Origin of the sequence: Paenibacillus residui, assembly GCF_042677205.1 — a bacterium.
In the GTDB taxonomy this organism is placed as follows: domain Bacteria; phylum Bacillota; class Bacilli; order Paenibacillales; family NBRC-103111; genus Paenibacillus_L; species Paenibacillus_L residui.
On record NZ_JBHTIU010000008.1, the window covers coordinates 71,482 to 94,446 of the forward strand.

Sequence of the window (22,965 nt, forward strand, 5' to 3'; positions counted from 1 at the left end):
GATGAAAGAACAAATTGACCAATGGCTGCAAGCTTTGACTTTGGAAGAGAAGGCGTCGTTATGCGCCGGAGAGAATATGTGGATGACCAAAGGGATTGATCGCCTGAACCTGCCGCCGATTCATATGTATGACGGGACGAACGGCATCCGCAAGACGAACAGCGACGAGGAGATGGGGATTACGACCGAAAATATGCCGGCCACCTGCTACCCTACCGGGTCGGCGATCGGCTCTTCCTGGAATACCGAACTGCTCCGTGAAATCGGCGTCGCCCTCGGCGTGGAGGGAAGATCGATGGGAGTCGAGCTTCTTCTCGGTCCCGGGATCAACATGAAACGGACCCCGCTCGGCGGCCGGAATTTCGAATATTATTCCGAAGACCCCTGCTTATCCGGGGAATTGGGGGCCGCATTCATCCAAGGGCTGCAAAGCCAAGGAGTCGGGGCATCCGTCAAGCATTTCGCCTGTAATAATCAGGAGAATGAAAAGATGGTGACTAGCTCCGAGGTCGACGAGCGCACACTGCGGGAAATTTATTTGAGCGCCTTCGAACGTATTATTAAAAAAGCCGATCCGTGGACGGTAATGTGCTCCTACAATCTGTTGAACGGGACGTATGCGAGCGAGAACGAGCATCTGCTGAATGATATTCTTCGCGAAGAGTGGGGCTATGACGGCGTCGTACTGTCGGATTGGACGGCTGTCAACGACCGGATCCGCGGGCTTAAGGCCGGCCTTGATATTGAAATGCCGGGACCGGCGCATTACAACACGAAGGCTATCGTGGAAGCGGTGCGTCAAGGGTCTGTGAGCGAGGAGCAGCTGAACCGCAGCGTGCGGCGCATTCTCGAACTGGTCTATAAAACTACGCGCGCACAAGCGGAGAATACCGCAAGCGGCATCGATTATCATGCGCTGGCGCGGAAAGCGGCTGCGGAAAGCATCGTGCTGCTGAAGAACGATAACAGCATCCTTCCGATCGATCCGAACCGGACCCGGTCGATTGCCGTCATCGGACGTTTCGCCAAGAAGCCGCGGATTCAGGGAGCGGGCAGCGCGGAAGTGACTCCGACACGGGTGGATACCCCTTGGGAAGAAATGCGGGATGTGGCCGGTTCGACCGTCGACTTCCGCTACGCCGAAGGATATCCGCAGGACGACCGCATCGACGATTCGCTCATCGAAGAGAGCGTGAAGCTGGCAGCGAATTCCGAGCTGGCTCTGCTGTTCGTCGGGCAGCCCGAATATGCGGAATCGGAAATGCATGACCTCAAGGGAATTGAGCTGCCGGAACAGCAAGTGAAGCTGATTCAGGCGATCGCGGCGGTACAGCCGAGATGTGTCGTGGTGACCAGCAGCGGAACAGCGCTCGTCATGCGGCCGTGGATCGAGCATGTGCCCGGCGTCGTTCATGCCTGGCTGTCCGGACAGGGCGCGGGCAGGGCGATCGCCGAGATTTTGTTCGGCCGGATCAATCCTTCGGGCAAGCTGTCGGAGACGTTCCCCGTGAAGCTCTCCGACAATCCGGCCCATATGCGCATTCTCGGCGAGAATGGAAAATTGTACTACCGCGAAGGGCTGTTTATCGGCTACCGGTACTACGACCGCAAAGAAATGGCCCCGCAATTCCCGTTCGGGCACGGCTTGTCCTACACATCGTTCCCCTACTCCGGTTTGAAGGTGGAGCAGCGAGGCCGTGGCGCGCGCGTGTCGTTCAGCCTGGAGAATACGGGGGCTATGGCAGGCAAGGAAGTCATTCAATTGTATGTCCATGACGAGGAATGCAAATGGGTGCGGCCTGTCAACGAATTGAAAGCATTCGCGAAGGTGGAGCTTCAGCCGGGTGAGAAGAAGGAGATCGTCCTCGAGCTGGAGGAGCGGGATTTCGCTTACTACAATACGAAGGACAATCGTTGGACGGCCGAGAGCGGTTATTTCCAGATTGCTGTCGGAAGCTCGTCTAGGGATATTCGCATTAGGGAGCGGCTGTATTTAGATTTCGGACAGGAAGAGACGGCCTTCCACAAATTCAGTCTGCTGAACGATTGGATGGCTGATCCCAAAGCAAGGAAAGTATTGGAGAGCACCCTCGAGGAAATGAACCGGCATGTGACGGAGAAAGTCGAGCTGGACGACGTGTTCCTCGGATTTTGGGGGGATTTTCCGACGATCAAGATTTTTCAAATGTTCGGGCAGCAGTGGCTTTACGAAAAATCTCCGGATCAATTGATCCAAGAGATGATCGAGCGGGTCGAACAGGAGCGTCATTCTTAATAACCAGGGTACTATAACCGATCCCCGTCCCTTTGCGAATGCAAGGGGGCGGGGATTTTTTTCGCGAAAAAGCATCTGCTTGATTGAGCAGAGTCCGTTCCGGCATGGCGAGTGCCTGCCCGGCGGTGGCAACCGTTAGAAAGCGGATCAGACGGCCGATATCCTGCCCGGTAAACAAAGGCAGGAAGCGTGACCGCGTTTAGGAAGGTACCGTTTAGAGCAGGCACAAATTGCTGCGAATCTGCATCAATTTTGAAGCGTTGCGACCACTTTTGGAAAAAAGCCTGCGATAATATAGCAATTTCGGTAAAAAATGCTCCGGTCTCCCACGGAACGAGAAAAAAGATGCATTTTCGCAGGCTTTGCCACGGACAGGAAACCAAACGGCCAAAAGCATGCAGATTTGCAGGCTTTTTAAAATTCCAGGGCTCCCCGCAAAGAGCAAAATAATCTGCTAATCGGAGCCAGGTTCATGAAGAGCGAGCGTGCTTAATGGAAGGTTTAGACGCCGGCTCCGTTGGGGTTGGGGTGCGGACGGAATGCGCTTCGATGGCCAAACGTCACTTTGCTCGGGATATTCCGAGAGGTTGTGCAGAACTTACGCCTAAGATTGAACAGCTTTTCAGCCGATATATTTTTGTGCATGGTTTGTTCCGTATTCCGTTAGTGGAAATGCGACAATCATCCCTGGTCTCGCTTCACCGTAGTTCGAAAGCTGTCCGGCTACCATGCTTCTCCAAAGCGCCCGGAAGAGCCCGCGTCCACTCTTCATTGGGCGGTCTTTCCTGCTTCTAAATCTGTCAGGACACGATAGAAGCGGAAGAAGATGCTTTTAACCGAATCCATAAAAAACATCTTGCACTCCAGATGAAAACGTTCTATAATTCACTTGAACCAAATTTCAGAGTATGAAAATATGTTCAAGGAAGGGGGAGTTGCCATGGTAGCCAAACAAGACGAACGGATTCGGCTGCTGGTCAAAGTAAGTACTATGTATTATTTGGACGGGCTGAATCAGCAGGAAATCTCCGCCCGTCTTGGCATATCCAGACCACAGATAAGCCGGATGCTCAGTGCGGCCAAAGCGGAAGGGATCGTGCAGATTAGAGTACGAAACCCTTTTTCCAAGGAGCAGCAGTATGAGAAGGCTCTTTCGGAAACGTTCGGTATTTCGGACGTGACGGTTCTGCAAACCCACGATAATGCAAATCGGGCGCAAATCGAAGCTCAATTGGGACAAGCGGCTGCGGCCTTGATGGAAACCGTTTTGCGCGATCGGGATACCGTCGGGGTAATGGCCGGGAAAGCCGTCGCTTCCATCGCTGACGCCTTGTCTTATTTTGCGAAGAAGGACCTGGTATTTGTGCCCATGGTAGGCAGCTGGGGAACGGACGGCACGACGTGGCATGCGAATTCTAACGTTCAAACAATGGGAGAGAAGCTGCGGTCCAAATATATGTTCCTCAACGCACCGACGATAGTCGGCAGTCCGGAGACGCGGGAAGCTTTGGTTAAGGAGAAAGAAATCAGCGAAGTATTGCAGAGAGCAGAGAACGCCTCCGTGGCCGTGATCGGGATCGGGCAAATATCGGAAGATGCGACTATGGTGCGGTCCGGGCATTTCAACGAAGAGGAGTTAGCCTCCGTCCGCAATAAAGGTGCGGTGGCCAACATTTGTACGTCGTTCCTGGATGCCAAGGGGAATGTGCTGGATGTGCCGGCCAAGGACAGAATGATCGGAGTGACCGCCGAGCAATTGCGGAATATTCCCAAGGTCATAGCCATGGCCTACGGGGAAGAGAAGGTGGCAGCCATTACGGCCGTGCTTAGAGGCAGATGGATCGATTGTCTAATCACGGACATGAATACGGCAGACCGTGTGCTGGAATATCATCGCCAGCATCGTGCTTAGGTTGCACCAAGCACCGGACAATTAATACATTTCATAAAAAGGGGATATTTCAATGAAACGAATAGTGACATTAGCAACTGTCGTTTTAATGGTTATGGTTTTGGCCGTCGGCTGTGCAGGAAAATCCGGTGATGACGGAACAAAGACGAAAACGATCTCCATCCTGACTCCATATCTGTCTTCCGTTACTACTAATGAAATGGTAGAGTCGCTGAAAAATCAGGCCAAAGAGAAAGGCTGGAAGACCGAGGTTATTGACACGAAAAGCGATATCGGCCAATTGGCCAGCCGCATGGAAGATGTCATCATGAAGAAGGTCGACGCCATTGTTCTGGTCAGCACAGACCCTAATCAGCTGAAAGAGCAAATCGAGCGTGCGGCATCCAAGAACATTCCGGTATTCGGCTGTGATTCCGGATACATTGAAGGAATGGCCATGAATGCAACAAGCGATAACGCTGCCATGTCCAAGATGATGAGCGATTATTTGTTTGAGAAGATCGGGGATAAAGGAAACATTGTCGTCCTGACGCACCGTCCGCATCCTGGCGTGCTGAAGCGGAGTCAGACCTTGGACGAAATTCTCAAGGAGCACAAGGACATCAACGTACTGACCGAGCAGCAGGTTCAGGTTCCGGGACCGATTGAAAATGCGCGTAAGCAAATGGAAAGCATTTTGCTGGCCAACAAGGATGAAAACTCCATTACCGCCGTATGGGCCGGCTGGGATGAACCCGCCATCGGCGCTGCTCAAGCGATTGAAGCGGCAGGACGCAGCAACATTATCGTAGCGGGTATCGATGGAAATAGCCAAGCTATCGAAATGATCAAGCAAGGAACTCCTCTGAAAGCAACCGTTAAGCAAAACTTTAGCGGCATGGCGGAAATCGTCATCGGGCAAATCGACCGTGTATTTGGCGGAGGAGAAGTAGAAAAGACGGAAATGTATGCTCAAGCTACACTTATTACTCAAGAGAACGCCGGCCAATAATCCGATCAGCTTCCTTGGGGAAGGGTTTATACGGTCTTAAACATTTGACAATGGAATGGGGAAATACAGAGCTCTGTATTTCCCCCGCCTTTTGACCGTCGAGAAGTGAAGGAGGGGGAAACTTCGATGGAATTGCTGCGAACGGAACGATTGGGGAAGCAGTTCGGTCAGCATAAAGCTCTGTCGGACATTACGTTCGAAATTCGGCCGGGCGAGGTACATGCTTTAGTGGGCGAGAACGGCGCAGGCAAATCAACCTTTATCAAAATGGTTACGGGCGTCTACAGCATAGATGAAGGAAAGCTGTTCTGGGAAGACAAGCCGGTTGTCATTCAAACTCCTCAAGATGCGGTGAATCTGGGAATTAGCGTTATTCACCAGGATCGTCAACTGATCCCTTCGTTTAAAGGATACGAGAACTTGTTCCTGGGCAAGGCTTATCCCGCTAACGGCCTGTCCCGGAGCGTCAAATGGTCCCAGATGAAGGAAACGGGAGAAACGCTGAAGAAGCGGCTGGGGATCGATCTGGATCTTAATAAAACGGCGCAGGAAATGTCTCCTCCGGAAAAAACGATGCTGGAAATTCTCAGGGCGATGATGCAGGATTGCAAGCTTCTGATTCTGGACGAGCCGACAGCCTCATTGACGGACCGGGAGGCGGAGCTTCTCTTCGAATTAATCGGACGCTTGATCAAGCAAGGCACCTCGATCTTGTATGTGTCCCACCGTATGGAGGAAATCTTCCGTCTATCCCACCGTATCACTGTATTCCGTAATGGACGATATATCGGCACCGTAGCCAAGGAAGAGGCCACTCATGAAAGTCTGGTTCAAATGATGACGGACCAGGATGCCCCGGAACGCACAAGCCGTCCAGTGAAAAAAATGGATGGAGCGAACAAGCTGCTGTCGGTATCGGGGTTGGCTACGGCGGACGGTAAAGTCAAGCAAGCCTCCTTTGACGTTCACGCGGGAGAAGTGCTGGGAATCTTCGGACTCGCCGGAGCCGGCCGCACGGAATTGCTGGAAGCGGTGTACGGCCTTCGTAAGATAGTAGCAGGCACTGTAGCCGGAGCCAATAATGAAGCGGTTCGTCCGGCTCCGAAAACGTCTTTGCAAAGAGGCATCGTCCTCATCCCTGAGGACCGCCGTTCCCATGCGATGATCGGAAGCATGACGATCCGTGAAAATATGACATTACCTGTTATTAAGCGTTTTGCCACCTGGTTGAAGATAAAACACAGGCAGGAAAAACAGACCGTTAAGCAATATATGGAGTCGCTGCAGGTGAAAGCGACCGGGATGGAGCAGGAAATCGGCCAGTTGAGCGGAGGCAATCAGCAGAAGGTAGTTTTTGCGAAAGCGCTGCTTTCCGATCCGAAAGTGTTCCTGTGCGATGAGCCGACCCAGGCGGTGGACGTCATGACCCGGGAAGAGATTCATCGGCTGCTTCAACGCAAAGCTTCCGAAGGATGCGGAGTCGTTTTTGTATCCTCCGATCTTCAGGAAGTGCTGGATATAGCGGACCGCATCGTAGTTATGCATGAAGGAAAGACGATTGCGGAGCTTCCCAATGTGGGAGTGACTCCGGAGCAGGTCTTGCAGATTTGTTATCGACATGGTGAGAAAGGGGCTTGAATGAGATGACATTTGTTAAAGTGATGCGCACTTACGGAACAGTGATAGCAGGTCTTCTCATTGTTCTTGTTTTTAGTCTTCTTAGTCCCGATTCGTTCGCCACACCGGATAACGCTCTCAACATTAGCCGGCAAATATCGTTCCTCGTAATGATTTCCATCGGAGCGACTTTGGTCATGGCGGTCGGAGAGTTTGACTTGTCCGTTGGGGCAATGGCGAGTCTGGGAGGAGTCATGGCAGCCAAGCTGGCCATAGCGGGCTATCCGATGGCGCTGGTATTTACCCTGCCATTGCTGGCAGCTTTAGTCATAGGTGTAATCAATGGCTGGATCGTAACCAAATTTCGGGTGCTTTCCTTTATTACAACGTTGGCTATGGGGACGATTCTCGGCGGCTTCACCTTCTGGCTGACGGGAGGGGCAACCGTCTTTGAAAATATCCCGGCCAGCTTCCGCTATGTGGGACAAACCCAATGGGGCGGCATCCCGCTTCTGTCCATCTTGATGATATTCGTAACCTTGCTGTTCTGGTACATTATGAATCAAACCGCATTCGGGCGCAGGCTCTATGCCCTTGGAGGCAATGAACAGGCTTCCCGAGTGGCTGGGGTTAACGTGAAATGGAACAAAAATGCGGCTTTCGCACTCTGCTCCATCATGGCGGCTCTGACCGGTATGCTTATGGCTTCCCGTCTGGGATCCGCGCACCCAACCGGAGGGGACGGGCTGTTCTTGACCGCCTACGCTGCCGCATTTCTGGGAATGACTGCCTTCAAGGAAGGAGTGCCCAATATTTGGGGAACATTCGTAGGAGCAGCGATTCTCGGAATTGTGGCGAACGGTCTGACCATCCTGGGTGTGCCGACGTTCATGCAGGATGTATTTACCGGGGTGATCGTCATTGCTGCCGTCATACTACAACGAATGGGTCGTGAAGCGAAATGACGGGAAATAAACGCAACAATTTGTGTCTACAGAAAGTTAAGAATAATCAAGAAGGCTTGTTAATCGGATATTTCGCGGCAGGGGATCCGAATCCGGACAAATCTCTGGAGCTGCTGACGGAGACGGTATCCGCCGGTCTGGACATTCTGGAAATTGGTGTCCCTTCGGCCAACCCGGTCTATGACGGGGAAATTATCCAGAGGGCTCACTATCGGGCGCGCCTTAACGGGGCTCCGGAGGAATGGCTGCCTGATTATATGAAAGCATTGCGCGAAAGAGTGGACGTTCCTCTGTGGGCGATGGCGTATCATCGGGATTTCATCGCCAACCATTGGTACGAAATCTTTGTAAAGGAAGGCTGGATCGACGGTCTGGTCATTCCGGATACGACGGATGAAGAGCTGGCCCGACTTCAGGAGAAGGTGGAGCCAAGCGGAGTCGATGTCATCCGTTTCATTAATCCGGGCATGAAGCCCGAGCAGTTGGAAACTATCGCCAAGCAGGCCAAGATTATTTACGCTCAGATGTATGCGGGGACAACAGGAGATCCCTTCTCGACAATAAACAACGCTCATCAGCTGCTGTCCTCCGTATCCCCCTGGTTTCAAGGGATGGCCGTGGCCGGCTTCGGGCTGAAGAACGCCGATAATGTACGGGAAATTATCGAAACGGGCTATGACGGAGCGGTTGTAGGCTCGGCGCTGGTTTCCAAATGCGAATTTCAAGAAAAAGACGGGCTGTATCGCTTAATTTCTGAAATGAAGCAAAGTACGTTACCTTCCTCCAAGGCAGGTGAAGCTTGATGACAATGGAATCAGGCGTTTCTGCAGAACAGGCTGTGAAGGATATCCCCTTCGCGGGGACCGGTGCAGAGACATCGTCCGCCGGGGAGGTAGTGGCCTCCATCGATATCGGAACGACCGCCATTAAGGGTGTTCTGGTCGGACGGGACGGCGTCTTGAGGCATGAACGGACGATTCCGTTAACGACCATGCATCAAGGCGGGTATATGGAGCAGGATCCGGAAAGCTGGTGGACCGCATTCGTCCAGATGTGTCGGGATTGGGACGCGTTAGGCGTCGGCGGAAAGCAAATTCGCTGCGTAGCCTTCAGCGGGCAGATGCAGGATTTGATCGCCGTCGATTCCGACGGGGCACCGCTTCGTCCGGCCATTCTGTATTCCGACAGCCGGGCGGGGGTGCAAGCAGAGTCACTGCTTGCGCAAATTACGGAGCGTGAAATGAAGCGCCGTACGGGAAACCATTTTGACGGGACATTTCCGCTGGCCAAGATGGCCTGGATGCGGGAGCATGAACCCGACAAATATGATCAGAGCCGGTATTTTCTGTTCGGCTCCAAGGATTACGTCATTCTGAAGCTGACGGGGAAAGCGGTGACGGACCCGACGACGGCCTCGACCGTAGGCCTGATGGATGCGGCGAGCCGGCAGTGGGTGACCGAATGGACGGAAGCCCTGCAGATGGATGCGGGCAAGCTTCCGGCCATCATACCTTCGGTCGGCTTGGTCGGCACGGTTACCCCCGAGGCTTCCCGGCTGACCGGACTGAGCACCGATACGCGCGTGCTGGCCGGTGCCGGCGATGCCGGCTCCTCTACCTTGGGGGCCGGAGTGATGGCCGAGGGAGACATGTACGTCTACCTCGGGACGACCGGTTGGGTAGCGGCCGCCGTCGAGCAGCCCATTGAGAGCGCCGGCGGTATTTTCCACCTTGCCCATCCGGCCGGCTCGCACCTGATCGCCATTGCCCCGCTTCTGAATGCGGGCAGTGTTCACCAATGGGCGGTCGGGAATTTCGCAGAGGGTCCGGAGGATTACCGCGGATTCGAGCAATTGGTGGCCTCCAGCCGCCGCGAGCGCAACCGGGTGCTGTTCCTGCCCTATCTGGCAGGGGAGCGCTGCCCGGTACAGGACCCGGACGCAACCGGTTGCTATGTCGGCTTGACCGGCGAGACTACCCGCGCCGACCTCGGTGCGGCTGCGCTGGAGGGAGTCTCCTTCGCGATCCGCCAGGTCAGGGATCTACTGCTATCCGGGCAGAAGCCGGACGCGATGAATGTCATCGGCGGCGGCGGCAAAAGCGAAGCCTGGATGCAAATTCTGGCGGACATATGCTCCAGCCAGGTTCTCGTTCCTGCAGATGCCCAATTTCTACCCGCCCTGGGGGTAGCCTCCCTTGGCTTCGTGCATCTGGGCTGGTCCGCAAATTTTGCGGAATTCAAGGCGGCCTACCTGCAAAAAGGAGAGCACGCCGGTTATGCGGCCAATCGTGAACTGGACGACCATTACGAGGCCAAATTTTCCAAGTACAAGCAGCTTTACGCGGCTCTTCAGCCTGTAATGGTGCCTTGAATGCCTAAGAGATCATCGGATATGGACTAGCCCGTCTTCCGTTTAGCGGAGGGCGGGCTTTTTGCTTGCTAAATGTTCCGGTGTCCCCTGCAAGGCACATGCGATGCGCTTCGAAGGCTGCACATTTGAAGGGAATGTTCCTCCCCTGAACCACGTTTAGAGGAAGGTTTAGACACCGACTTTGTTGGAGTGTGGCCAGAATACACTTCGAAGGCTGCACGTCACTTTGTGGCATTTCATGAAAGAAATCTCTCGTTTCTTCACAGGACCTCTATCGAAAATGATATAATAGTAGAATCAGGCATTTTAGCCCTGAGCTATTTTCCAATATGAACGAAAAGTCCTCCTCAGGGACGGGTCCCGCAGGAATGGATTTGGCCCGGCAAGCCTCTTAGAAGGTACTTATGGGCGCATAGAAAATTGAGGTGTAACGATGCTTCAGCAAGCAGTGCAATTATTGCAGAAAGTATATGGATATTCTAATTTCCGCACAGGACAGGAAGATATTATTTGGGATATTTTACATAAAAGGGATACGGTAGGCATTATGCCGACGGGCGGGGGCAAATCGATTTGCTATCAAATTCCCGCCCTGATGCTGCCCGGAACGACGATCGTCATTTCCCCGCTGATTTCTCTCATGAAGGATCAGGTGGACGCGCTTCACAGCCTGGGGGTATCCGCAACATATATCAACAGCTCTCTAAGCCAGGCGGAGACGGAGGAAAGACTGCGCTTGGCCTCCAACGGCGAATACAAGCTGCTTTACGTAGCACCGGAACGGCTCGATTCCCCCCGTTTTCAATCCTTGACCTATCGGGTAGAGGTTCCCCTTATCGCCATTGATGAGGCTCACTGCTTATCCCAATGGGGACATGATTTTCGGCCGAGCTATTTATCTATTGTTCCCTTCTTGAGACAAATTCCGGATCGTCCGGTGGTGGCTGCTTTTACGGCTACCGCTACGGAAGAGGTAACCCGGGATATCGTGAAGCTGTTGGGCATGGACCGGCCCGAGATTCACGTTACCGGCTTCAATCGTGAGAATCTGTCCCTTTCCGTGCTGAGGGGCGTTAACAAAACGGAATATGTGCTGAACCATATTCATCATCATCCCGATCAGGCTGGCATTATATACGCGTCTACCCGTAAAGAGGTGGATGAGCTTTGCCGGCTGCTTGAGCGCAAAGGTGTAGCAGCCGGGAAATATCATGCCGGAATGAGCGACGAGGAAAGAAAACAGAGCCAGGAGGCCTTCCTGTATGATGAAGTTAAGGTGATGGTGGCGACGAATGCTTTCGGGATGGGGATTGACAAATCTAATGTCAGATATGTCATTCATTACAACATGCCCAAAAATATGGAGGCCTACTATCAAGAAGCGGGACGTGCGGGAAGAGACGGCGAGCCGGGGGAGTGCGTACTGCTGTTCAGCGCTCAGGATATTCAGACTCAGAAGTTTCTGATTGAGCAGTCCGTTTCCGATGCGGAGCGTAAATCCAACGATTACAAAAAGCTGCAGACCATGATTGATTACTGCTACACCCAGCAGTGCTTGCGCAGCTATATTCTCGATTACTTCGGGGAGGAGGCGGCCAGCCCGTCCTGCGATAACTGCAGCAGCTGCAAGAATGAAGGGGAACTGGTGGATATAACGGTAGAGGCCAGCAAAATTTTCTCGTGCGTCTGGAGAATGAAGGAGAGGTTCGGAGCGACGCTGGTCGCCCAGGTGCTGAAAGGGTCCCGTAATAAGCGGGTTACGCAGTTCGGCTTGGATCGGCTTCCGACCTACGGCATTATGAATTCAATGACGGAGAAGGAAATCTCCGATTTGATTCACAAGCTCATTGCCGAGCGGTATCTGGCTATGAGCGAAGGGCAGTATCCGGTTGTTCGGCTGCTTCCCAAAGCGGCGGAAGTGCTGAAAGGCAACGAGAAGGTGCTGCATAAAGTGCCCAAAGCTCCCAAGGCGGCGGCAGATGCCGGGCCTCTGTTCCAGCGGCTGAGGGAGATCCGCAAGCAATTGGCCGATCAGGAAGGAGTGCCTCCTTACATAATATTTTCGGATAGCACCTTGCAGGATATGGCCAGACGTCTTCCTAGAACTATGGAGGAGATGCTGCAGATCAAGGGAGTGGGGGATGCCAAGCTGCAGAAATACGGGGCCTTGTTCCTGAAGGAGCTGCAGCAATCCGCAGACGCTTCCGACTCAGGGGAGATGCAAGCGGAATTCGATTACCGGGCGGGAACGAACGAGAGGAACGGGAAGAAAAGCGCGAATGGCGGCAAAGGCAGTCATCTGCTCACTTATGAAAGCTTTATTCAAGGAAGAAGTGCTGAGGAAATAGCCAGGGAGAGAGGGATGAGTGTAGTAACCATCCAGGATCATATTCTCCGCTGCGCCAAGGAAGGGATGGAGATCGATTGGGACCTTCTGATTCCGGAGAAATATGAGGGCATGATCATCGAGGCAATCCAGCAGCTGGGCGCGGACCGGTTAAAGCCGCTCAAAGAGGCTCTTCCCGATGAGGTCGATTATTTTGCCATCAAGGCGGTAATGGTCAAGCACGAATTTATTTGATCATCCGACTAACACATTTTTGGGTCGAAAAGAATGTCTCGGAGAAGCTGAGGTCAATAACGCGCGAGGAGATAACGCCGACTAAGAAGGCCATTGTTATGCAAGCTGACTGCTGAGGTTAGACGTCAATGCTGTAACGTGCCGTGGAGATACATTTATGTCTTTTGGCGTTAACCCGCCGAATGGTGTGAAAAGACGCGCAAAACTGCAGGTCTTTTTGGGAAAAAGCTGCGCGATGCCTTATTCTAAAGCGAAAATGCAGGTCTTTGGGGCGATTTCTTCGAGATCGCTCCATTTTTATCAAAAAGACATGCACATTTGCTCGTCTTTCGCTCTTTTTTGGGAAAAGGGGCGGATTTTAATGCACTTTTGCTCGTCTTTGCCCCCCTCTGCTCCTCTGTGCTCCTCTGTGCTCCTCTTTGCCCCCCTCTGCTCCTCTGTGCTCCTCTGTACTCCTCTCTGCTCCCCTCTGGCCGCCTTTGCGGGAGACCATGGAGCTGAGACGAATAACCCGATAATTAGAGGTAGCTTTTTATGCCAAGTTGAAAAATGTCCCACCCAATACCACTATGTAGTAAAAAAGGGCTGGCATCGCCAGCCCTTTTCGAATATTCGTTTTCAAATCAGGCCCATCAAAGGGGCGTTTTGTTCCTCTGCAGAGATAGCCCCGCAATGGCTGCAAATTCAAGCCCTTGCCTAGAATACGAGCTTCTCTTCGATATAGGCGCGAAGCTGGTCCACCGGAATGCGCACTTGCTCCATCGTATCCCTGTCGCGAACCGTTACTTGACCGTCCGTTTCCGAATCGAAATCGTACGTAATGCAGAACGGTGTGCCGATTTCATCATGACGGCGATAGCGTTTGCCGATGGAGCCGGCTTCGTCATAATCGACCATGAAATGCTTCGCCAAATCGGCAAATACCTGCCGTGCCCCTTCGGAAAGCTTCTTGGACAGCGGCAGAATGGCCGCTTTGTAAGGCGCTAATGCAGGATGCAGATGCAGAACGGTGCGGCTGTCTCCGCCTTCCAATTCCTGCTCCTCGTATGCATCGATGAAGAAGGCGAGAGTGACGCGGTCCGCTCCGAGCGATGGCTCGATGCAGTAAGGAATGTACCGCTCGTTCGTTTCGGTATCGATGTAATGGAAATCCTCACCCGAATGCTCCATATGCTGTTTCAGATCGTAATCGGTACGATCCGCGATTCCCCAGAGCTCTCCCCAGCCGAACGGGAACAGATACTCGAAGTCCGTCGTTGCATTGCTGTAGTGGGACAGTTCCTCCGGTGAATGGTCGCGCAGCCGGATATTGTTCTCTCTTATACCGAGATCGAGCAGCCATTTACGGCAGAATTCCCTCCAATATTCAAACCATTGCAAATCTTCTCCCGGCTTGCAGAAGAACTCCAGCTCCATCTGCTCAAATTCTCTGGTGCGGAAAGTAAAGTTGCCGGGCGTAATTTCGTTCCGGAAGCTCTTGCCGATTTGGGCAATTCCGAAAGGCACTTTTTTACGCATTGTGCGCTGAACGTTCTTGAAATTGACGAAAATACCTTGGGCCGTCTCCGGGCGCATATAGATTTCGTTCGCACTGGATTCCGTTACCCCTTGGAACGTCTTGAACATGAGGTTAAACTGGCGAATATCGGTAAAATCATGGCTGCCGCAATCCGGACAAGCCAGGTTATGCTTCTTGATCAACTCGGCCATCTCATCGAATGACAGACCGTCGGCAATGATTTCCGTTCCTTGCTGAGCGAGCCCTTCTTCAATCAGCTTATCCGCCCGATGGCGGGCTTTACACTGCTTGCAATCAATCATCGGATCGTTGAAATTGCCGATATGCCCGGAAGCTACCCAAGTTTTGGGATTCATCAGGATGGCGGCATCCAGCCCTACGTTATAAGGGGATTCCTGGACAAACTTTTTCCACCAAGCGCGTTTGATGTTATTTTTCAGCTCCACACCCAATGGGCCGTAGTCCCAAGTATTCGCGAGTCCCCCATAGATTTCCGATCCGGGAAAAATAAATCCGCGATGCTTGGCTAATGCTACAATCTGTTCCATCGATACTGTCATTGATGCTCTCTCCTTTTTCCATCGCTTACAAAGATGTGGGGGCTTGACGGCAAATGAAAAAGCCCTCCTCCCAGTGGCATGAAACATGCCTAGGGACGAGAGCTTGTGCACCCGCGGTTCCACCCTAGTTGACACGCCGTTCCAGGCGTATCCCCTCTTAGAGCAAGCAGCTCCGGATTGCCGTTTCTCTGAAGCTTCTCCCGGGCTTTCACCGCCCCCGGGTCGCTTATGCAGAAGGAGTTCAGATACTATAGATCCATCTCAGCCACATCTTATTAATAATTGTATTGTAATCCATCATACTGATTTTAAACAGGAAATGCAAGTAAACATTGAAGGAATGGGCAATTATGAGAATAGGAATGAACCTGTTAGGTTGTACTTATTTTTTTTCATCGGTAATGGTTTCCCGCCACTCCAGCGCACCACTATGATAAAATAAGAAGAGAAGGAGTTGATAAGCATGGAGGGAAAACAACTGTGTCCTAAATTCGAAGCGGCTTTCGAGCTGCTCGGCAAACGGTGGACCGGTTTGATCATTCATGTGCTGATGGATGGCCCTATGCGGTTTAAAGATATTTCCGATCAAATTCCCGCCATGAGTGACCGGATGTTGTCGGAGCGGTTCAAAGAGCTGGAGGCGGCCGGAATTGTAGAACGCAAAGTTTTTCCGGAGATGCCGGTAAGAATAGAATATGAACTCACGGTTAAAGGAAAAGAATTGAAACCGGTGATGGATGAGGTCCAGAGATGGGCGCAAACTTGGGCAGACGCGAATGGACATTAACCTGTGCCGCTGTTGGGGTGGCCGGTGCGGCCGGCGCCTTGGCCCGATATTATTTAGGGTATGGCATAGCAATGGCAGCGGGAGGACATTCTTATCCGGGGACATTAGCCGTTAATTTGATAGGCTGCTTTATGCTTGGCTGGTTGACTGCCTGGGGGATGAATAGAAGCCTCCTTCCGTTCTGGTTGATGACTGCGGCAGGAACCGGCCTGATTGGCTCGTTTACAACCTTCTCTACCTTTAGTGTAGAGTCGATTCAGCTTCTGGCGGACCGCCAATGGGGGACGGCTGCGATATATTTTCTCTCCAGTCTATGGGGAGGACTAGCTGCTGCCTGGGCCGGTTACAGGTTGGGGAACCTCCGCTCAAACCGCAGAGATCGGGAGGATAGTTGATTATGGCGGGGTTATGGATAGCTATCGGAGGATTCTGCGGCGCCGTCTCCAGATATGTGCTGTCCACTTGGGCTACTCGCAGATTTCCTTCTTCCATCCCTTTGGGAACTCTCTTTGTTAATCTATCCGGTTCATTTTTACTGGGAGTGATTACCGGGATGGGCTTGTCCGGTACTTGGGCGGGAATGCTGTTCGGAACGGGTTTTCTGGGAGCCTACACTACGTTCTCCACGTTTAAGGTAGAGAATGTTAAGCTGATATTGGCCGGCCGACGGAAATCGCTGCTTGTCTACTTGGGATTAAGCTATGGAGCCGGGCTGGGATTGGCCTGGACAGGCTTCATTTTAGGCGCGTTGCTGGTGAACTGACTGGAAGTACATATTAGAATATGTGGACGGCGGGGGAGAAAATATGACAACGATAGGCTTGGTCCGGCACGGAGTGACGGATTGGAATCTGGAAGGAAGGGCACAGGGACAGCATGATATTCCTCTGAACGAGGAAGGTATTCGTCAGGCGCGTCTGCTTGGGGAACGGTTGGCCCAGGAGCATTGGGATTATATCTATACGAGTGACCTCGCAAGAGCGAGCCGGACAGCGGAGATCATATCAGAGGCGATGGGGATGAAGGTGACCGGCTATGATGCCAGATTGCGGGAGAAATCCCATGGAGATTTGGACGGAACTACGGAAGAGGAAAGAATCGAAAGGTGGGGCCCCAACTGGAGGGAGATAGATCACGGTGAGGAAACCCTACAGGATGTGCTTAGACGAAGCCTCAGCTTTATGAAAGAAATTACGGTCAAGCATCCTGAGGACAGGGTGCTGGTTGTCAGTCATGGAGCCTGGATAAGGGCGACAATGGGAGAACTGATCCGCGACCGGGAAATCTCCAAGCTAAGCAATACGTCAATCTGTGTACTGCAGCATACCGAGGAGAATTGGAGCTGCCTTCTCTATAACTGCACCCGGCATCTGGAGGCGAGGTAGAGCCTTTGCTTGAGGCGGCGGATATTCTATCATTTGGCAATCGAATGGAAGCTGTCTTTTGCCGTATCTATAGTATAATAGGAAGAAGCTTGGCCGATGGCCAAGCTTGCAAGAACATTATAGTGCAGAACCTCCGAACACGAAGCGGTGTTCCCAATGTTTCCCAGCGATGCTGTCCACGCGTACCCCGCCGGATTTAACGGAATAAGTATGAAGAATTTTGCCATCTCCGAGGTAGATGCCGACGTGGCTGATTCTCTGTTTGGATTTGTTGATTCCTTTATAAGACGAAGCGGAGGAACCTTTGTAATCCATGAAGAACATGAGGTCACCGCGTTTCAAGTTTCTCCAGTTAGTGGTGGTATGCCCTTTTTTCTTGACATAATCGGCTTGCTTCCTGGAATCGGAAGGCAGGGTGACTCCCAGGGCTTGTTTGAAAGCATGGCGAACGAAATCCGAACAGTCAAAAGTCTTCGTACTGTTCCGGTTGGAACCAAATTCATAAGGGGTTCCTAAGTATTTCATTCCGGTGCTGATCACCTTCTCTACTTTAGCGGAAGAAGAAGTTGAAGGCTTGGACACGGCATTCGCCGAGGAGGTTCCGCCGTTGGACGGCTGGTTCGCTGCACTGACATATTTGGATGAAGAAGAAACATATCCGATCTTTCCATTTTGATCTTTAACTTTATACCAATAGGAGTTAGGCTGACCTACTATATCTAAAGTTTCACCCGGCTTCAAATAACGGATCTGGTTATTTTTCACGCTAGGTTCGGTACGAAAATTCACGCTATTTACGACTTTTAAAGTCCCTTGTCCATCGGTAGCGGCCATCGCTTGAAAAGGAATAGCACTAAGTCCAATCGAAGCGGCAATTATACAAGTTACGACTTTCTTTTTCATTTTCAGCTAGTACCTCCGAATGAATTTTGGTTTTAATGATATCCAAATTTTATTTTTCTTCTAAATTTATCCAGATCAGCAATGATTTAAGTTATCCTCCTCCTAAATTACCAATTGTGGGCTTGCTCCAAAACTATAACACAGGATTTCATGGCAAAAGAGTAGTAGATATTACCAATTGGTATTTTACCAGTTTTCCATTTAACCGCTTTCATAAATCCATAGGCCGAAGGAACTATTTTTGGACAACAAAAAGACTGAATTTTCTCCAATTTTTCGACAGTATATTCCAAAAAATATTTATTTTTACCATAATATTCAATTTTATAGGACTTTAGAATTATTTTTCTAAAAAAGGTTTCAAAAAGGTTAAAATCCATAAGTTTTGGTTCTATTAAGCTATATTTATCCAGATAGATTTTTATCGAATACGTGGTGATTTATTTTCAAACCGCTCCGCTAAGAACTTTGGTTAAATTGATGTTTTACTCTTTTTTTCCAATCTTTGTAACACAAATGTAATTTTAATTTCATGCTTTGTTAATGTTCATCGCCTATACTAAATATCGACCCCCCTTTTTATGATATATATATTTTCTAATAGCCTATAACCCCGTTGGTTGTAGGCTTCTTTCTTTCTGTTTTGGGGTAGCCGGAAGGGCTGTCTCTTTAGGGCGTGGTACGGAACAATTCATGCGCAAGGAAGACTTTGTAAAAACAAATGTCCATGATAAGATTTATACTGTCGGCATATCAAGATCTGTCGAACTTCGGAAGCTTTAGCAGAATAGGGGGATATATAGATGAGGGAAAATATCAGACCATTGACTCAAGCGGAATTGCCTGACAGCATTAAACTGTCGGAATTCGCTTTTCAATATGAACTGAGCCCGGAACAACGTGCAGAGAGAATAGCTTCGGCCAAGCCCGGAGAGCAGTGGGGGTATTTCATCGAGGACAAGCTTGCAGCGAAGATGACCATCTATCCGATGGCGACGTGGATTAACGGCAAGCGGACGAAATTCGCCGGGGTAGCCTCCGTGGCCACTTGGCCGGAATACCGCCGCCAGGGTATGGTGGGGAAGCTGCTCGTCAACGCGTTTCATATTATGAAGGAACAAGGCTTGAGTTTAAGTTGTCTTCATCCTTTTGAATTTTCATTTTATCGCAAATTCGGTTGGGAAACCTATGTGGAGTATCAAAATTATGAGCTTGAATCCAGACATCTGCCCCATCAGTTTACAATAGAAGGGCGAATTGAAAGAACAGAGGACCGGAATCTGATCAAGGCCATATATGAGTCCTACGCGGCATCGTACAACGGTATGCTTGAAAGAACCGACGAATGGTGGGAAAACCGTATATGGAAAAACGCCAAAGGCACTGCAGCGGTTTATTATAACGAGGCTGACCAGCCGGCAGGGTATATGATGTATAAGGTAGCGGACAGCATCATGACTATTCATGAGATGGTCTTTCTGGACGAGAAAGCGAGAGCCTCGCTCTGGAAATTCATCGCGAATCATGATTCCATGATCCGCAAAGTATGCCTGCGAGCGCCATCGGATGATGAGCTTCCTTTTTTGCTGCATGATCCGCGTTTTAAGCAGGAGACGGTTCCTTACTTTATGGCCAGAATTGTCGATGCGGAAGCTTTTGTGAAGGAGTACCGGTTTAATCCTGCAGGCGAGCGGACCCGGATTACCCTTGCATTAGAAGATCGCTATGCGTCCTGGAATCAGGGGATATTCTCAATCGAGATCGATGAAGAAGGATCAGCGCAAGTTAAGCGGTCCGGGCCGTCTGCCGATGAGGCTGATGCCGGCCGGGAGGAAGCACAGCTAACCTGCGATATTCAAACCTTGACCGCGATGTTGGTGGGATACCGCAGACCGGCCATGCTGCATCGCGCCGGGAGATTGCAAGGCACCGCAGAGGCCGTCAAGCTTCTGGAAGATCGGCTTCCTGACCGGACGACTTATCTGATGGACTATTATTGAACCAGGAACAATAAAGAAAAGCTCCTAAACAGGGCCCTGCAAATCCCCAACAAAAAGCAAGAAGACCCCATTCGCAGCAGGAACGGGTCTTCAACCTGGGGAATAGAAACTTTGCTGCTCCAACCGGAGTATAAGATGATAACAAATGGGTTTTCTAATTGTCAGTCGGGAGACTGCAGGATACAGTATTAAGTACAGATAACCCGGGAGCCCGGGACAGGAAATTTTATAATTTCCGATGCTTGTTAACCGATAATGGTTAATTCTTTAGGAAAGGCGGTCAGCACTTCGCAGCCGTCGGCGGTTACAGTTATGTCGTCTTCTATGCGGACCCCCCCCTTGCCGGGCCAATAAATCCCCGGTTCTATGGTTAGCACCATCCCTTCTTCCAGCGGGTCATCATTCCGGTCGTGAACGGATGGATATTCATGGACGTCCAGTCCGAGTCCATGCCCAAGACGGTGCATGAAATGCGGTCCGAAGCCTTGCTCTTCAATATACTGTCTGGCCGTCCGGTCCAGAACGGATAGAGGAGCCCCCGGACGAACCGCTGCAATGGCACGGCGATTGGCTTCCAGAACGGCATTATATATAGTAGATAGTTCGTCAGAAACATCCCCTACGGCGAAAGTTCTTGTAATGTCGGAGGCGTAGCCGTTCGCATAAACTCCAAGATCGAACAGCAGCAGCTCTCCTTCCCGGATTGCTCTATTACCGGGTTGGCCGTGAGGCCGAGCCGATTTCTCGCCAGCCAGTACCATTGTGTCGAAGGCCGGGCCGTCGGCACCCAGCACCTTCATCCGGTATTCCAGCTCGGCAACCAAGTCGAGCTCCGTAATTCCGGGCTTTACGAGCTTCACTCCGTGCTCCAGCACTTGCTCAATGAGGCGGATGGAATGCTTGATCCGCTCCAGCTCGTCGTGCGACTTGATCTTGCGCATTTCCAGGAGCGTCTGATCCACATCCGTATAAGTACGGTTTTCCAAGGCCGCGGCTAAAGCTTCGTACTGATGCACGGTTAGATGCTTCTTCTCCAGCCCGATCCTTCTTATGGAAGCGGGCAGCAGTTTGTTAAGCAGAAGGTAGGGATTATCCGTATCCAGATGGGTATGAATGGTTAACCAGCCGGCAGCCTGCGCCGCCGCTTCGCGATCCAATTCCGGAACGAGCAGCGAAGGTTCTTCCTGCCGAATAACTATAAGTCCCAGGAATCTCTCGTGGGGCTCCGAGGCAAATCCGGTTAAATAATATACGTGCTTGGGAAGAGTAATAAGGATAGCATCCAGCGCCTTCTGGTCCATGTAGGATTGCAGAACATTTAAACGCTCCAGATAAATTGATTTCATAACCTTTCACCGGCTTTCATTCATTTATTGGTGGATCCTTTTATAGGGAGAATACCATGTTCATTATTAAAATAGAAGCAATCCCGAAACTGATCTTATGGAAGAATGTCCGGAACCGAAATGGGCCGAGCCGTGCCGAACCGTGCCGTGCCGAACCTGCCGGATCCTAATGATGGTACTAACATCCCACTCATATTAAATGCTACAGCATTATAGGAGGCCATTATATGGAACAATCTACAGCCATAGCAGCGCCTACGGAAGCTGACACAGGATCTGCCTCCTCATCCGGAAAGAGCGGTAAATCCGCAGGCAGAATCCGTGAGCTGGAGCTGCTAAGAGCCTTTGCCATCGGGGCTGTCGTTATCATTCACGCAACAGCCGGAGCAACTGTGGAGGCGGCGCTAGGCAGCCGGTCCCAATTATTGTACTTGCTGGTGAACCGGTTAAGCCTCTTTGCCGTACCAATCTTTATACTGCTGAGCGGAATTGTGCTGTTCTATCGCTACAGCAAGCACTGGAGCTTATCGGAAGCCATTTCTTTCTACCGCAAAAGGCTCCAATTTATTGTTATCCCTTACCTCTTATGGTCGTTGTTCTATTCCTACTTCAATCCGTGGTTCTACAAAACTGTTCCGCTCAGCGCTTTGACACCGGACCTGCTGCTGGACCAATTGCTGTGGGGAACTTCCAGCTATCATCTTTATTTCATGGTTATCATCATTCAGTTTTACGCTGTGTTTCCGATTCTGATGACGTTGATTCACCGCTTTCCTTCGTTAGGCAAGGCATTGCCATGGATTGGCCTGGTGCTGCAGGCCGGAGCTTATGCCTATCGTTATTACGGCGGCGGTCTGGAGCATGGCGCTTCCCTTGCCGTTACTTATGCTTTCGTCTTTGCAGTAGGGGGCTGGATCGGCTTGAATTACGACCGTTTCCGGCAATGGCTCGATTCGTATTCCTGGGTGGCGACTGCGGCTGCAGTTGCCGTTGGGAGCGCGTATACTCTGCTTCATGTCGTAAGCCGCTACGGGATTAAATTCGGCTGGGAAACGGAGGCGGTTTTATTCCATCTATACGGAGTAGCCGCGGCTGCAGGATTGCTGGTGCTGTGCAGGCACCTGTCGAATTATAAAGGCATCAGCCGGTTTCTGACATCCATTGGCGCAGTCTCCTTCGGAATCTACTTTGTTCATCCTGTGCTCCTGTCGGTCTACCGCGCTTATTGGACCGCCCCGCCAGGAAGCCTATCGTATCTCTGGTTGACTATCGGCGGATTTTTCATTATCTTTACTCTGTCCTGGGGAATTAGCAGGGGAATCAAATCACTTCCCGGAGGCTGGATATTGCTTGGCAGGTAACGGATATCGTCTCTCATCAAGCTTCATGCAAGATATTATTTCCAGTATAATGGACAAACTGAGGCTGTCGATTCATTGTGGGAAAGGCGTACAAAAAGGATGTTGTACTAGTGAAAAGTTCAGCAGCGAAAACGTAACGGACCTGGGAGACCCTATTTCGTCAAAATAGGCGGTTTCTTTAGACTAACGGACTCAGCTGCGCTTATTGCTTGGAATTCTCCTACTTTCGCATGCATTTCTTGGGGATAAGGTCATCCGATTCCGTTAAAATGACCGAAAGGCCATTTTGGAACGATTAAGGTTTCTAGGGTCCGTTAAAACCAAACCATGCAGCATTTTCGCATGATTTTTGGTTGTAAACCATTAATCGGCAGTCTCAAACTACGCGTATG

At 51.2% G+C, this 22,965-nt stretch carries 18 protein-coding genes; 15 read left to right on the plus strand and 3 right to left on the minus strand.

The window, feature by feature from the left end:
* Position 1: 1 nt before the first annotated feature.
* The 9 genes from ACFQ03_RS02345 (at position 2) to ACFQ03_RS02385 (ending at position 13,412) form a co-directional block, all read left to right on the plus strand.
* Positions 2-2,275 carry a beta-glucosidase family protein gene (locus ACFQ03_RS02345; RefSeq protein WP_379285818.1) on the plus strand — a complete coding sequence of 758 codons (2,274 nt, stop codon included), beginning with the start codon at positions 2-4 and terminating at the stop codon, positions 2,273-2,275.
* Between the two features lie 940 nt (positions 2,276-3,215).
* Positions 3,216-4,187, plus strand: coding sequence for a sugar-binding transcriptional regulator (locus tag ACFQ03_RS02350; RefSeq protein WP_379285820.1), 972 nt, complete (start codon positions 3,216-3,218; stop codon positions 4,185-4,187).
* Between the two features lie 52 nt (positions 4,188-4,239).
* Positions 4,240-5,178, plus strand: coding sequence for a sugar ABC transporter substrate-binding protein (locus ACFQ03_RS02355; RefSeq protein WP_144932505.1), 939 nt, complete (start codon positions 4,240-4,242; stop codon positions 5,176-5,178).
* Between the two features lie 126 nt (positions 5,179-5,304).
* Positions 5,305-6,816 (plus strand): sugar ABC transporter ATP-binding protein, encoded by a 1,512-nt coding sequence (locus ACFQ03_RS02360; protein ID WP_144932503.1) that lies wholly within the window; start codon positions 5,305-5,307, stop codon positions 6,814-6,816.
* Between the two features lie 5 nt (positions 6,817-6,821).
* Entirely contained in the window at positions 6,822-7,760 is a 939-nt protein-coding gene (locus ACFQ03_RS02365; RefSeq protein ID WP_144932501.1) for an ABC transporter permease, read from the plus strand.
* Positions 7,757-8,563, plus strand: coding sequence for a tryptophan synthase subunit alpha (gene trpA / locus ACFQ03_RS02370; protein ID WP_379285824.1), 807 nt, complete (start codon positions 7,757-7,759; stop codon positions 8,561-8,563). The genes ACFQ03_RS02365 and trpA overlap by 4 nt, the downstream gene beginning before the upstream one ends.
* A complete protein-coding gene (locus ACFQ03_RS02375) occupies positions 8,563-10,131 on the plus strand; it encodes a xylulokinase (RefSeq protein WP_379285826.1) in 1,569 nt (522 codons plus the stop codon). The genes trpA and ACFQ03_RS02375 overlap by 1 nt, the downstream gene beginning before the upstream one ends.
* A 433-nt stretch (positions 10,132-10,564) precedes the next feature.
* Positions 10,565-12,712 carry a DNA helicase RecQ gene (gene recQ / locus ACFQ03_RS02380; RefSeq protein WP_144932496.1) on the plus strand — a complete coding sequence of 716 codons (2,148 nt, stop codon included), beginning with the start codon at positions 10,565-10,567 and terminating at the stop codon, positions 12,710-12,712.
* Positions 12,713-12,869: 157 nt separating this feature from the next.
* On the plus strand, positions 12,870-13,412 hold the full coding sequence (locus ACFQ03_RS02385; RefSeq protein WP_379285828.1) for a hypothetical protein: 543 nt from the start codon (positions 12,870-12,872) through the stop codon (positions 13,410-13,412).
* Here ACFQ03_RS02385 and ACFQ03_RS02390 read toward each other — a convergent pair.
* On the minus strand, positions 13,409-14,791 hold the full coding sequence (locus ACFQ03_RS02390; RefSeq protein WP_144932495.1) for a glycine--tRNA ligase: 1,383 nt from the start codon (positions 14,789-14,791) through the stop codon (positions 13,409-13,411). The two genes, ACFQ03_RS02385 and ACFQ03_RS02390, sit on opposite strands and share 4 nt — an antisense overlap.
* 463 nt (positions 14,792-15,254) lie before the next feature.
* Here ACFQ03_RS02390 and ACFQ03_RS02395 point away from each other — a divergent pair, with 463 nt between their 5' ends.
* From ACFQ03_RS02395 to ACFQ03_RS02410, 4 genes are read left to right on the plus strand one after another with little or no spacing between them, the layout of a single operon-like run.
* Positions 15,255-15,578 carry a winged helix-turn-helix transcriptional regulator gene (locus tag ACFQ03_RS02395; protein WP_144932494.1) on the plus strand — a complete coding sequence of 108 codons (324 nt, stop codon included), beginning with the start codon at positions 15,255-15,257 and terminating at the stop codon, positions 15,576-15,578.
* Positions 15,542-15,973: a fluoride efflux transporter CrcB gene (gene crcB / locus ACFQ03_RS02400; RefSeq protein ID WP_379285831.1), complete on the plus strand. Its 432-nt coding sequence runs from the start codon at positions 15,542-15,544 to the stop codon at positions 15,971-15,973. The genes ACFQ03_RS02395 and crcB (ACFQ03_RS02400) overlap by 37 nt, the downstream gene beginning before the upstream one ends.
* A gap of 2 nt (positions 15,974-15,975) precedes the next feature.
* Positions 15,976-16,341: a fluoride efflux transporter CrcB gene (gene crcB / locus ACFQ03_RS02405; RefSeq protein ID WP_379285833.1), complete on the plus strand. Its 366-nt coding sequence runs from the start codon at positions 15,976-15,978 to the stop codon at positions 16,339-16,341.
* A gap of 43 nt (positions 16,342-16,384) precedes the next feature.
* Positions 16,385-16,963, plus strand: coding sequence for a histidine phosphatase family protein (locus ACFQ03_RS02410; protein ID WP_379285835.1), 579 nt, complete (start codon positions 16,385-16,387; stop codon positions 16,961-16,963).
* Positions 16,964-17,080: 117 nt separating this feature from the next.
* Here the strand turns inward: ACFQ03_RS02410 and ACFQ03_RS02415 are convergent, their stop codons facing one another.
* Entirely contained in the window at positions 17,081-17,866 is a 786-nt protein-coding gene (locus ACFQ03_RS02415) for a C40 family peptidase (protein WP_379285837.1), read from the minus strand.
* Between the two features lie 803 nt (positions 17,867-18,669).
* Here ACFQ03_RS02415 and ACFQ03_RS02420 point away from each other — a divergent pair.
* Positions 18,670-19,866 carry a GNAT family N-acetyltransferase gene (locus tag ACFQ03_RS02420; RefSeq protein ID WP_379285839.1) on the plus strand — a complete coding sequence of 399 codons (1,197 nt, stop codon included), beginning with the start codon at positions 18,670-18,672 and terminating at the stop codon, positions 19,864-19,866.
* Between the two features lie 245 nt (positions 19,867-20,111).
* On the opposite strand, the gene ACFQ03_RS02425 is transcribed toward ACFQ03_RS02420, so the two are convergent.
* On the minus strand, positions 20,112-21,212 hold the full coding sequence (locus ACFQ03_RS02425; RefSeq protein WP_144932486.1) for a M24 family metallopeptidase: 1,101 nt from the start codon (positions 21,210-21,212) through the stop codon (positions 20,112-20,114).
* 227 nt (positions 21,213-21,439) lie between these two features.
* Between ACFQ03_RS02425 and ACFQ03_RS02430 the strand changes: the two genes are divergently transcribed.
* Positions 21,440-22,573, plus strand: a complete 1,134-nt coding sequence (locus tag ACFQ03_RS02430; protein WP_379285841.1) for an acyltransferase — start codon at positions 21,440-21,442, stop codon at positions 22,571-22,573.
* The last annotated feature ends 392 nt before the right edge of the window (positions 22,574-22,965 follow it).